General features: G+C 44.7%; 11 protein-coding genes. 2 read left to right on the top strand and 9 right to left on the bottom strand.

All coding sequences use genetic code 11. The features are described from left to right. A partial coding sequence (locus QJ48_RS18445) for an AraC family transcriptional regulator (RefSeq protein ID WP_157261683.1) occupies nt 1-1,428 on the top strand: 1,428 nt, incomplete at its 5' end. Nucleotides 1,429-1,434: 6 nt separating this feature from the next. Here QJ48_RS18445 and QJ48_RS18440 read toward each other — a convergent pair. Genes QJ48_RS18440 through QJ48_RS38805 form a run of 4 tightly spaced genes read right to left on the bottom strand, consistent with a single transcriptional unit; the run spans nt 1,435 to nt 4,666 of the window. Then, nucleotides 1,435-3,948, bottom strand: coding sequence for an SEL1-like repeat protein (locus tag QJ48_RS18440; protein WP_054975006.1), 2,514 nt, complete (start codon nt 3,946-3,948; stop codon nt 1,435-1,437). Between the two features lie 13 nt (nt 3,949-3,961). After that, entirely contained in the window at nt 3,962-4,270 is a 309-nt protein-coding gene (locus tag QJ48_RS38815) for a hypothetical protein (protein WP_237762970.1), read from the bottom strand. Continuing rightward, on the bottom strand, nt 4,251-4,511 hold the full coding sequence (locus QJ48_RS38810; RefSeq protein WP_237762969.1) for a hypothetical protein: 261 nt from the start codon (nt 4,509-4,511) through the stop codon (nt 4,251-4,253). The genes QJ48_RS38815 and QJ48_RS38810 overlap by 20 nt, the downstream gene beginning before the upstream one ends. Then, the gene (locus QJ48_RS38805; RefSeq protein WP_237762968.1) at nt 4,508-4,666 is read right to left on the bottom strand and encodes a hypothetical protein; all 159 of its coding nucleotides are present in this window, start codon (nt 4,664-4,666) and stop codon (nt 4,508-4,510) included. Before QJ48_RS38805 ends, QJ48_RS38810 begins: the two co-directional genes overlap by 4 nt. Before the next feature lie 243 nt (nt 4,667-4,909). On the opposite strand from QJ48_RS38805, the gene QJ48_RS18430 reads away from it, so the two are divergent. Beyond that, on the top strand, nt 4,910-6,094 hold the full coding sequence (locus QJ48_RS18430) for a hypothetical protein (protein ID WP_157261682.1): 1,185 nt from the start codon (nt 4,910-4,912) through the stop codon (nt 6,092-6,094). An 88-nt stretch (nt 6,095-6,182) separates the two neighbouring features. On the opposite strand, the gene sstT is transcribed toward QJ48_RS18430, so the two are convergent. The 5 genes from sstT to QJ48_RS18400 all read right to left on the bottom strand — a co-directional run. After that, a complete protein-coding gene (gene sstT / locus QJ48_RS18425) occupies nt 6,183-7,412 on the bottom strand; it encodes a serine/threonine transporter SstT (RefSeq protein WP_054975004.1) in 1,230 nt (409 codons plus the stop codon). 722 nt (nt 7,413-8,134) lie between these two features. Further along, nucleotides 8,135-8,884: a class I SAM-dependent methyltransferase gene (locus QJ48_RS18420; RefSeq protein ID WP_054975003.1), complete on the bottom strand. Its 750-nt coding sequence runs from the start codon at nt 8,882-8,884 to the stop codon at nt 8,135-8,137. A 277-nt stretch (nt 8,885-9,161) separates the two neighbouring features. After that, nucleotides 9,162-10,250 carry an ankyrin repeat domain-containing protein gene (locus QJ48_RS18415; protein ID WP_082420573.1) on the bottom strand — a complete coding sequence of 363 codons (1,089 nt, stop codon included), beginning with the start codon at nt 10,248-10,250 and terminating at the stop codon, nt 9,162-9,164. A gap of 1,017 nt (nt 10,251-11,267) precedes the next feature. Continuing rightward, nucleotides 11,268-12,119: a barstar family protein gene (locus QJ48_RS18405; protein ID WP_237762967.1), complete on the bottom strand. Its 852-nt coding sequence runs from the start codon at nt 12,117-12,119 to the stop codon at nt 11,268-11,270. A gap of 76 nt (nt 12,120-12,195) precedes the next feature. Beyond that, nucleotides 12,196-12,746: ATP-grasp domain-containing protein (locus QJ48_RS18400; protein WP_157261681.1), on the bottom strand; the 551-nt coding region annotated here is incomplete at its 5' end.

Raw genomic sequence — 12,746 nt, 5'->3', positions numbered from 1 at the left:
GGATTCACCTATGTGAATCTCGTGCCGGACGGCCATATTTCGTCCCAATTGATCAAGCTGAATCTGACCTTCGTCGCCGTCCTGCTCGTCGCGATCGCGGCCAGCGTCACGATATCCGTCTTGTTCACCGTCCGGTTCAACAACCCGGTCCAGCGCATCGTCGAGTCGATCAAAAGCTTGAACGAGCAGGACACCGTGCCCCGGCACGACAACGAATTCGAGCTCATCCGCGGCAATATCGGTTTTTTGCTCCAACAGCGGCATTTGCGGCATCAGGATCTGGAGGAGAAGCATGCGCTGCTGCGCTATCACAGCTATATGAACAAGCTGAAAAAAATCCGCGGGCTGCCTGTCACCGGCGCGGATCAGCTAGGCGAGCAAAAGCCGTTCCAGGTCGTTCTGTTTCATCTCTCGTTCAATCACCCGTTTCACACGGAAATTCAAGCGGAAGAGGAACGCGCCGCGTCATACATTCGCGAGTACATTAACCATGTCGTCACGAAGGAGCTGGAAGGATCGCTCACGTTCCAAATCGAGCGAAATCAGATTTTATCGATCGTGCATCCGGAGCCGGGAGAGGAAGACCGCCTGCGCACGACGCTGGACGGCATCGTCGGCGTGCTGAGCACGGACAAAGCCTACTGTTTCCTCACGATTGCCGTCAGCCCGCTGCATGCACACACCGCTGACCTGACCGACGCCTACGAAGAGGCGCTGGGGATGATCCGTCACCGGCCGTTCGACGACGAGACGGTCGTGCTCGAAGCGCAGCACGTCCCGCAAGAGCCGTTCGTCGTGCCCGATGCGCTGATGCAGGAGATTAAAGCGAATGTGCAGGCGGGGAACGCCGCGAACGTGCTGCAAGTATTGCGGCGCCTCATGGGGCAGATGGAGAAAAGAAAGGCCGACGCGCTCGCCTACCGCGAGTTTGCCCGTGAAATTACGCATAAAACGACCCGGCTGCTGCATGGCATGGGGCTGGAATGCGGAAAATTAACGGACCTTGAGCCGGAGCAGCTCCACACCGTCTCCAAGCTGGACCGTTATTTCGAAGCGATGATCGGCGAAGCGTGCCGGCGCATCAACAATAAAAAAGAAGCCGCCGACCCGATTATTACCGGAGCGACCGCTTATGTGACGGAGCGATATACGGAAGATATTACGCTGGATCTTGTCGCCTCTTGGCTCAACATTACGGGAGGCTACTTGTCCACTTATTTTAAAGATAAAACGGGAATCAACTTCCTCGATTTCGTGAACGACGTGCGCATCGGCAAAGCGAAGGAACTGCTGCGGCAAACCGATCTGCGCATTCAGGATATCGCCGGGCAGGTCGGCTATCAGAACATGAACTCGTTCAACCGGATGTTCAAGAAAATTACCGGCGTTACGCCGAGCGAGTACCGGCGGTCGGGGACGCAGATGTAGGGAACGTCAGAGATCGTCCGGGATATCCAGTCCGGCCTTCTCCGCCTGTTCAAGATGATATTTCGCCAAGCTCTCATCCGCGAATTCCTTTTCGTTCCGGTAAATTCGAGCCAGCTCAATATGGGCATGCGGATAGTCTCTTTCCAAAGCCACGTTAAAATAAGTAATGGCCGCCGAAATATTTTTGGCTATGCCCAAATCTTGGCTGTACACGATTCCCAGGTTATAGGCCCCCACATTACTGCCGGCTTCGTAATCCTGACGGTAATAATGCAGCGCCTTTTCGTGATTCCCTTTCAAATCATGAATATAACCGAGCCAACCAAAGTCCGGCGAGCCCAATACTTCGCCCTGCTCATAATGCCAGAGCGCCTTATCCAAATCCTGCGGCACCAGCTGTCCCTCGTAATAGATGGCTCCCAGATTGTTGTGGGCAAAATCAAGGCCACGTTCTGCGGCTTGGCCGGTCCAGTACAGCGCCTTATCCGCATCCGGCTCCGTCCCTACGCCGTGCCGGTAGCAGGCGCCCAGACCGTTCATGGCATAAGGGTTGCCTGCGGCTGCGCCCTTTTCGTACCAGTAGAAAGCCTTATCATCATCAAGGTAGCCCTCCTGGCTGTAATACATTTGCGCCAGGTTACTCATCGATGGGGCATAGCCTTTCTCGGCCGCAAGGGTATCGTAGTGGAACGCTTTGTCATAATCGCCCGCTTCGTAAGCCTCCAAGCTCAAGTTGTACAACGTCTCGACCGGTGTGTATTCGTCTACGCCACCATCATCGTTGCCGGCCCATTTGGCATAAGTCAGCAGACGCTTGCGTACGTCGGCGCCAAAATAATAATCGTAATATGTATCCTCGGCATCCTCCAGCACTTCGGCTTTATCAGCTCTCGACAGTCCATACTCTCCTACCGTGTAAACTTCAGAGCCTTTAAAGGCATAAGCAAAACCGTTAATCGGCGCTTTCCGCGCCACAAGATCGAATTCGTAGTCGCTCAGCCGTTTTTCGGGCGAATAGGCGATGCTCCATAGCCCATTACGCTTCAAAGCGAAGGCACGCTCGTACAGCCAAACGATTTTCTCGTAATCGTCCAAAGGAAATAACCACGAAGGCTCGTCCGGGTCCCCGTCAAATACGCCTTTTTGCCCGTCCTTTTGCGCCAGTACCAGGTTGCTGGACATGGAATCGACGACGGCTTGCAGATCGATCAGCGCATCGTATTCATAAGGCAGCAGAAGACTTTCCTGCTGCTTGCCGAAAGCGCCGTGCTTTTTACCTTTGCGCAGAATAAGCAGATTCGGGAAATGGGTTTGCCGGTTCAGCTTATCGAAGCCCGACACGCAGACCGTGCCGTCTTTTTTGTACAAGGTGTGGTGATTGGCATCCTTGTGCGGCTTAATCAGAATAAGCCCCTCGCCGATCGGCTCCACCGCGGTTAACGGAAAGTCTCCGATATAGTTCCAAGATTCGTTGAAGATTTTGCGGTTTTTTCTCCCTATCACTGCCGTATGGTAATACTCCCCGCCGAACTTGAACGGTTCTTCATGCTCGAACGGTACGATGACGGAGCCTGATTGATCCAGCACGCCCCATGCGCCGTCTTTCTGCGCTGTAAAATATGGACCGTCCAGCGCTTCCAAGCTCTCGTATTCGGTCGGCGTCACCATCCGGCCTTCGAGATTGATGAGACCGAATTTATCATCCCGCTTGACAATGGCGGAAGTCGTGCCGTATTCAAAATCGAAAGCATCGTCCCATACGAGCGGGATGACGATTTTTCCGGATTTATGTACATAGCCGTATTTTCCCGTCCGGGTGACCACGGCAAGATCTTCGCAGCTGAAATCGTAAAATTCGTCAAACTGCGGGCTGAGCAATACGTTTCCAGTCTTGTCTTTCAGGCCCCATAAGCCGTTTTCCTCAAAAGTCTCCACATCCGTCTCATCTTCATAAGGCTCCCAAATCGACGCCCAGCCGTATTCATAATTCGGGTAATTGAGCAGTTCGGCAAACGACTTAAAGCCAGGGTTCACGTCCATCAATTCGGAATAGCGCAGCAGCGAGATGTCGTCGTTGTCCATCGCCTTAGTGATGATCTCGTTGTTATGGGCAATATTCGCCTGCCATGTTTCCGCCTGCTCGGCATGGGGGATGTCGTCCATATTGAATACGTCCCAAGCATCCAGATGGAAATACGGGAGGTCTAATTTTTCAAGATAGCTCAAAAGCTTCGTTTTGGCTTCCGCAAAGGCTGCTTTGTCTGCAATCAGCCCTTCCTGCTTCTCCAGGAAATCGTAAAACCGTTTCAGGTTTTCGATTCCCGTCCGGGCATTGTAATACAGTCCCGCATTGTCCGGCTCCGTATGGTTGTTATAATTATTGCCGTCGATAAACCCTCCGTCGACCAAGAGAGGCTGTAATACGACGGGCATTTCATAGCCCCATTCCATCATCATCTTATCGTCATCCTGCGCTTCGGAAGGGACGCTGACATTATACAAATAGACTCTGTGCGACATCGCTGTTATCTCCTTAGTAGGCTGCCGCAGCGACAGCCTTTGTTATATCCGTTTTTTGGCGCTTCCAGTCGCGGTAGCGTTCCGAAATGACCGGCTCAATGATCCGGTAATTCTCGATCGTATCCTCCACGTGGTAGACTGTCGGCAAGCCGGCTGCCAATATTTCCGCGAAATCTGTAGCCGTGTAAATATCGTTATGGATATTCAGGTATTCGCGCGCAAAATCATCAGCTTCGTCCGACAGTTCATTCGAGGTCAGCACGCCATCCCAGTTTTTTCGAAAAAATTGCGCACCTGTCATTTCATCCCGTTTCAAGCTCAATATCTAGCGCATCTTCTTTCCGGCTTCGCTTGCTGGACAAATCGTTTTTGATCACCCACGCGACGAACATGCCGGTCGGGACATAAGCGTGAAATACGTCCAGTTCTTGCGGAAAGTCCCCTTCGTAATGCCACTTCGCTTTATCGAACACGTACAGGTCTTTTTCCTTGATCTGAAACAAAACATCCGTCGGTTCTTCGACGAAGTCTTTAGCTCTCAGTTCATGAGCCCGTTCATTCAACCGGTCGGATTCATCGTCTTTTTATCGGGATACAGCCGGCCTTTAATGACATTCAGGATATAGACCTGCGGTCCTTCCGTAATGGTCAAATGCACATAATCTTTAAAGGTCTTTCTCTGCTTGGTTAATACCGTTTCGATCTTTTTCGTCATCATTCTCCCCATACTCATACGAAGTTAAGCTTCTGTAGTTACCAGCTTACCTTGGATTGCATTTTATGGGAATCCTGCAAAATTACCAAACTCAACCTTTTTTCCTTCCAGAGAAAATCGCTCTTCAACGCCGTCTGCCGGGGAATGCATTTTTCTAAAAAGCTATTTCCGCACAGCATTTTGCTATATACTGGTACTATTGTGCATATTGGTTACAGATTTTAGAAAAAAACGGCGGAGTGAAGCATGAAAAACCTATTTTTACGCAAATTAACTATGATCGTATCGTTACTGGCTTTATGCTCGGGGTGTAAATTAACGACGACTGGCACTCCGTCTGCTCCTGCAGAATCAGGAACAACGACCCAGATGGCGACGCCGACGGCTCCTCAAGCGCCAGCTCACCCCCCTGCAGCATCGGAAAAATCGAAGCCGACGGCGGCATCGCTAACGGAAGTTCTACCGCCGAAACCGGTTGCCGCGCAGGAGCAGCCGATCGAGGGAACTTATGCAAGAGCCGGGGAAAATCAGCTTTGGCAGGGGAGAGCCGAGATTAGCAAGCGGGACAATGGCACTTATCATTTGGAAGTGAACGTAACGAGCAGTTTCGCCCATAATATCGGGTCCATGGAATCGGACTTTACCATCACCTCCGGGAAAGTGAAATTGCTGAATGAAGAGTACGATGATGTATCCGTAACCTTCGCCGAAAACCGACTCGTGATCGACTACCCCGAAACCAAAGCATTCGGCGGTCATAATGCAGAACCGCGAGGCACTTATTATTTATTCAAATCGCCGATCGATCCCCCGTTTCTTGCCAAGCTCTACGATGCGGCCAAGATAGAACCATCGTACCGGGAAGGGTTCACTCATATCTGGACAGTTAACGCGGATCAAGGAAAACAGCTGTTGCTGCTTCAATCGTGCAGTGCAATCAATCGGTCAAACCTCGTTTCGGAGCAAGTTGTCATTTATAACGAATCCAGCAAAGCATTCAACGTTATTGGCGAGATTGATACGGTAAGCCGAAAGAAGGCAGCCGATCGTTTAAAAAGCTTGGGTTATCCGGAAGACCTTGTATACCTGGCCACACGAAAAGCGGAGTTCGATCGATACCAGGAGACGATGATGCAGAGATTCGATAACGAAGGACACCCCGGGTTGGAAGCCCTCCTTTCCGAACAGGAAGCGTTCTTTATTGCGACCGGAATAGGAGGAGTAACAAGCCAACCAGACAACCGCCGCAATGAAGACAACATCGGCTCGATTTTCATTCAAGAAGTTTCCTCATCCGACGATGAGAAGGTGACGATCCATGCGTACGAAGCGGTGCGCAATGGAGACGACGACGAACATACAGCAACCGGAAACTGGATTAACGTAGACCGAACCACAGGAAGAGTTACGGACATGTTTGAGGAGAAATAGAGCGGGATACAGCTTGGAGGCGTCACCGTCAGCTACGGGAAACAAAAAAGCAGGCCTCCAAGAGCTCCTGCATTTTTTACATTTTTATCTAAACATGAACCATAGATTCCTTGCCTTCTTTACGTTTTTTGGCATATTCAGCCGTTGCTGTAAAAAGTACGTCGGAGGAAGAATTGAGTGCGGTTTCAAAAGAGTCCTGTAAAACACCTATGATGAAACCTACACCAACGACTTGAATGGCAATATCGTTCGGAATGCCGAATAAGCTGCACGCCATGGGAATGAGCAAGAGCGAGCCGCCGGCAACCCCTGAGGCGCCTGCAGCAGCTACTGCGGATAAAACGCTGAGAATAAGCGCCGTACCAAAATCCACTTTAATGCCAAGCGTATGAACAGCTGCGAGAGTCAGGACAGAAATCGTAACCGCCGCGCCCGCCATGTTAATCGTAGCACCTAAAGGAATGGATACCGAATACGTATCCTTATCGAGCCCCAGTTTTTCACATAATCTCATGTTGATTGGAATGTTTGCAGCTGAACTTCGAGTAAAAAATGCGGTGATCCCACTTTCTCTCAAGCAAGTAAACACAAGTCGATATGGATTTCTGCGAGTATTCAGGAATACGATTAACGGATTCACAACCAGCGCTATTAATAGCATACATCCAATAAGAACAAGAAGTAATTTCCCGTAATCGAGCAAGGAAGCAAGCCCGTTTGTTGTAATGGAATCAAAAACAAGTCCCATGATGCCTATCGGTGCCAAATTGATTACCCATTTGACGATATGGGATACCGCATCTGAAAAATTAGCAAGCATGTTTTTGGTATGATCATGAGCACTTCTTAAAGCAATGCCAAGAAGGATGGCCCAAGCCAGGATCCCAATATAGTTGGCATTCATCAGGGCGTTTACCGGGTTGTCAATCACCTGAAAAAGCAATGTCTTTAATACTTGTACAATCCCCTCAGGTGGAGTTAAATCTTTGGCGCCTTTTACAAGGGACAAGCTGACCGGAAATATGAAACTTGCAATAACTGCTGTCAGCCCAGCCAGAAAAGTACTTATCCCATAGAGGACAATAACCGTTTTCATATTCGTTTGATGGCCTTTTCTATGTTTGGAGATGGCGGACATCACCAGGAGGAAGACTAATACGGGCGCAACCGCTTTCAAAGCGGAAACGAACAAAGAACCGAAAATGGCGATCCCCTTTGCATTAGGAACCGTTAAAGCCAAGATAATACCAAAGATAATTCCAATTAGTATTCGTTTAACCAGGCTCATTCGATTCCACTTTTGTACTAATTTCGACATGAATTCCCTCCAGTTTCAATATAGAAATATAACTAAGCCCAGTCATCAGTTGTCATCAGGCAAGTATATTTAACGTTAGTTTAACACGAAAATTGTCCGTTGTGTGTACGTGTGAAAAATTATAATAATGTCCTATTTTTTTACTAATTGGCTACATTAAGTCATGGTCTATTTTGAATCTTCCAGTTCACTTTTATACATCCATGTTCCATCTTATTTCCTTTATGACGAAGGAATAGTCCCCATCCTCCTCAGCTATTATACTTACTGTGCTTCCGTCTGGAATAATTTCAACAAACTTGCCGTTTTGATCTAAACATGACGTGGATAATTCTCCCTTTCCAAATTCTCTTCAAAAGATCACCTCAATCGTATCCCGCATCTCCTGATAAGTTGTTCTATCGCAACAATTTAATTCGGATTTCGCTTCAAGTTTGAGTCTCTATAATCCCATTTCGACAGATAGGATGCGGAAGCAAAAGGTCTAAAAAAATCCCTGCCACGCGGATAAAGAATCTCCCCCCCTTGGAAAGAAGAACCAAATTTTCATTGGGCATCGTAAATAGTTAGAAACTCGCTTAGCTCGTCCATCGGATTTGCGCCTTCAACGTACATATAGCCGTTAGCGGAAGGAAATAAATGATTATTGTAGAAAACTAAAAAACCTTAGCCCGGAATACTGCCGAACTAAGGTTAACTGAAAGACGCTCTTCCTATTTCCCCTATAACCTGGCAATGATTATAAAACGTTCAGAGTTGGTTTTAATTCCTTTTTCAGTTTGATTTTCAGAAATAAATTGTTGAAGTATTTGAAAATCAAATTCGGTTTGTCCAAAGTTAGGAATAATTGGAGTGTGTTTCAAAAGAAAAATCAGGTCCTCGGCCGTCTGGTAAAATTCAATGACGTTAAAATCAAATGACTGAATATCTGTAAAGCCCGCTTTGCTTAATTCGGCAATGTATTGATGTTTTAATGTGCCTCCAGTTATCCCTAACGACTGCCCTCTTCCGAACGCTTCTTTAATATTTAACTTGTCATTTTCGCTTACTTGCTGAGTCAGGAATATACCTTCCTTAACCAACACGTTTGCTATTTCTTTAGCATAAAAAACCGAATGTCTACAAGAGACGATATTAAAGAAATTCTCAGGAAAATTTAGTTTTTCTGCGTCCATCTGTAGAAAACGAACATTCGCTCTGCCTGAATTGGCCAAATTGTTAGTTGCGGTTTCGATCATTCCAGTTGATTGATCAATCCCCACTAACAGCAATGCGGCTTCGGCTATCGATAAAATCGCTTCACCACCGCCTGTGCCGATATCCAGTAACAAATCCGACTTCTTGCATGCCTTTGTTACTTCGCTGTAAAAGTCCCATTTGATTCCTTCCGAGATACATTTCACATTGCTGAAATTCCATCCGTTGGTTTTTCCAACTTTATCATAAAATTGTTTATAGTCTATTGAATTCATTGTTTTCCACCTTCCAATGAGGTTAAAATCACAGAACAGATGACCGGCATCATTCAATGTATAGTTTCTGGATCAAAAGGGCAGACCTCCCCCTTGATGGCTGGTACGCGTTTTTTTCCAGCCCGAAAACTACATACCTCGAACGATACGGAAAGACATCCATTTCACCTCATTTGAAAGATTCATTCAATTATAGTTCGAATGGAGTTTGTCAATCAAGGGGCAAAACTCTCGTCCATTTTAGCCCGCTTTTCGATTCACTTGCATTCAAACCCTGTCAATACCACTCATCTTCAGAGTCGTCTTCGTATTCTCCGGTTAATATTCCGTCTATGTAGACGGTGGAATTGTTTATAAACTCATCCCACGTTAAGTCTGGTATTAACCCAAACTGCTCATGATCCACATCTAAAAATGCAAATTTCTCTTCCTCGGGAACCCATAATAGTACGCCTAAAGCGTCATATCCCTCAACTTCCCTTAGTAAATCCAAAACAACATAATCTTTCCATCGAAAAGCCGTCACTTCAAAAATGGTTCTAAACTCTATATATTCAGCACACGTAGATTCTTTTAGTTGTATCGTTTTATTGTCTGTTCCTAAAAAAGCTACAATCTCTTTCCGTAGGCCCATTGATAATAATTCTTCGTTTCGTTTGTGTGCATCATGCCATTCTATTGGTTCAAGAAGTTTTATTTTCGACGCAAACAGATCATTCTTAGCTTCCTTCGCACAAACATAAGGTCTTGCGCCGTATCGATTTTGGATACTTAGATCTGCACCATTCTCCAATAAGAAATCCACGATATCTGTATGTCCTTTTGACACAGCTACATGAAGCGGCGTAGGGTTGGAATGGAGACCTGGTCCACAATAATTTATATTTGCCCCTTCCCGAACCAAAAATTGAACAACTTGCAAATTTCCATCAAGCGCCGCGCTTCGCAAAGCATTGCCACCGTGCTCATTCATATCAATACCAGAATCTACAAAGATTTTGAGATCAATATCGTTATTCCACGATATAGCTTCCTCCAATGCGGAAATCTCAAAACGATTCGTTGCATTGATATCTGCACCTTTTGATAAGAGATAACGAATAATCTCTTCATTACCATATCTAGCCGCAGTCACAATTACGGGGTTGCTTTCATCATTTAAAATAGCTCCATTGTCAGCCAGTAGCCGAACAATATCACACTGTCTATTTTCAAGCGCATAGTTTATTGGTAATTCTTTAGAGTTGCCAACAACAATTTCTTCGTTAACATCCATACCATTCTCAAGTAATTCTACGATTCGATTGATATTTCCATTTTTTATATCTTCAGAATTTGGACCCATCGCTTCATCTCCATAGTTCATGATCCCAACCAAATCCGATAAAGTAAATATACGCTTAGCAACAATGTACCTGCTCCTGATAATCTGCTGTTCAAAAACAAAAATGCAGTAGGCTTTATATTTTTAAAAACGTTACCCAATACGTACTTCGCATAAGTTTCAGGTTTGAAAATAGTAAAAAGTCCCCGCACAAGGAAGTTCATTCAGTCTAAACCTCTCTCTTATCTTTAGGGCGATAAATGATTCTTACATAATCTGAATCTTTATTATCCATATCACCTAAGAATCTTCTTTCATGCTCCGGAATAAGCTCGTACAGTTCCTTAAGTTTCTCCCTAGAATAGTCGGAAGGATATTCAAGATATCTATAATAGGCTTCTCTACATTTTTCTTAAATTCAAAACTCCAATTATAACAAGTCACTCGCCCATCTTTATAAACCACTAAATTTACCAAATAACTGATGTCCTTGTGCTTCATAAAGATTGTGAACCCTTTACCATCAACTGTTTGATGATAAAACAATTCACTTTTCACATAAAAATCTTTTGCTTCGGGTGAGTATGTAACTTTCCATTCGGGACATTTGGAACAAGCCAATTGATTTCTATTTTTCTTTGAGCCCGTTTAAATCAACTAACTCCCAACAATTAATCATTCCATCTTCGTATACATCAAGATTTATGTAATAATATGCATATTTTTAATAATACCCGGGATACAAGTCCCCTCTATTGTTCTTTGTCTACTAATTTTTTGCATTGGAATGATCACCGTCCAAAATCGAGATTGCTACTAGAATAATGAGCAATATAAGTAAAACAAATTGTAGAAATTTAGATTGTTTCGGAGTAATTATATTATTGGACAAGAGATACTCATTAATAGAGCGTAATACGAACATGGTTATTACAATTAATAAAGCGCGAATAAATTTATCTGTTATGTCCAACTTAAAATACTCCCTTATCGCGGCTCCAGTAAAATGGTCCGCATTCCTTTCTTTTATCTGAATAAAGGCGCTGGCCATAAAATCTATTAATCAAATACTATTTTTACACCTACGTATTCTAGTGTTTCAACAAGAGCCTCTATAAGTGGCCTATTAGCCCGTTCTTCAAAATAAAACTCTGGTTCGTATACAAGTTTATTTATAAAACGTCGTCTATAATTAACTTGCTTCCTCCATGAATGTTTATCTAAGTACTTTTGAGCGACACCGTAATTCTTCCATGTAAGAGTGAACGGTCCGGTAGTACCAAATCCCCCACATAAGCAATCATCCAGCGAGGGGAGATCAAAACCAAAATAACCTCCTGGGCCATTGATCGCTTCTCCCATTGCACAAAAGAAGGAGGGATAATCCGTCACGTATGTTCCATCTAAAAAGAAGTTCTCTTTTTCATTAGATCTATTCCATTCTCGTGTAGTCAGATTATAGTTTTTGACAGCTTTGAGCCATGCTCTTCTCCCTGGTACATCTAGAACGGCCCATTCATTGATATGTACGGGAGGAGATATTCTCCACTTGTTCCAAATTTCTATTTCCGTACGATTTGCAAACGCTTCTAAAGAGCCTTTGAATTGAATATCCAGGAAATCCTCTGGAAATCCGATTATATGATAATAAATTTCATCATATATGAGGAATGAAGAACTCCATATGGAATTCTTGTCATTATCGAGAATACAGATATACACCCATCTATTCATCGATTGTTTTTTTCTTATAATATATTCCTTAAACTCGTTACAAAAAACAAACTGTTTACATTGGATGTTATGATACAAATGATCCTCGTCTTCATAGATCTTTCCGCTCAGACCTACGATTTCACTGCAATATCCGATTGTTAAGTCACTGTCATGATCAATAATGGAATAGTTCAACTTTACTTTATCTCCCGGGTTAAATTTCCATATACGAGCCTTCCAAATACAGCAATCCCATGAACTCCGTGTTTCATTAAAAATCACACTCATCTATTGTATTGGTCAACTCAGCCCATCTGGCCGATAATAACTTTGCATAATCCAGAGAAAATAATCCATAGTATCCTAATGAATATCCGTCATTAACTTCTATTAATAGGGTTTGCCCTTGATCTGTTAATCCAAAATCTACTGCATATCCTTTAGGGGCAGTTTTGTATTCTGCGACAACATCTTCAACAACTTTATGATCGTATTGTACTCTCCAGTCGCCTCTATATCTTCGAATGTCTAAAATCCTTCCATATCTAACAAAACATCTCCATTCTGCTACAAAATTCACAACCTCCGAACATAATATCTCTGGATCTTCACCAAATGTACCACAGCCGATTAAATCCTTAGTACTTCTAACTACTACTCCTGTAAACTTTTTATCCTCTACTGGCTTTTTGAACACTCCCACCACCTGCGCTAATGGCGCTGAGGTGGGGGATTCTTGCGAACAGAGAAGCATCCTTCTCTTCTTGAGCAAGCGATCCCTGCGGTTCCCGCAGTTCAGTTGATCTTCGCCAACAAACGCAG

Source organism: Paenibacillus sp. A3, from assembly GCF_001399685.1.
Classification (GTDB): Bacteria; Bacillota; Bacilli; order Paenibacillales; family NBRC-103111; genus Paenibacillus_G.
This window is presented reverse-complemented; position numbering and strand designations above follow the sequence as displayed.

Excerpts from the sequence above, each read along its gene's own strand:
- QJ48_RS18440 (WP_054975006.1), bottom strand. The coding sequence starts at position 3,948 with ATGTCGCACAGAGTCTATTTGTATAATGTCAGCGTCCCTTCCGAAGCG.
- QJ48_RS38805 (WP_237762968.1), bottom strand. The coding sequence starts at position 4,666 with ATGATGACGAAAAAGATCGAAACGGTATTAACCAAGCAGAGAAAGACC.
- QJ48_RS18430 (WP_157261682.1), top strand. The coding sequence starts at position 4,910 with ATGAAAAACCTATTTTTACGCAAATTAACTATGATCGTATCGTTACTG.
- sstT (WP_054975004.1), bottom strand. The coding sequence starts at position 7,412 with ATGTCGAAATTAGTACAAAAGTGGAATCGAATGAGCCTGGTTAAACGA.
- QJ48_RS18420 (WP_054975003.1), bottom strand. The coding sequence starts at position 8,884 with ATGAATTCAATAGACTATAAACAATTTTATGATAAAGTTGGAAAAACC.
- QJ48_RS18415 (WP_082420573.1), bottom strand. The coding sequence starts at position 10,250 with ATGAACTATGGAGATGAAGCGATGGGTCCAAATTCTGAAGATATAAAA.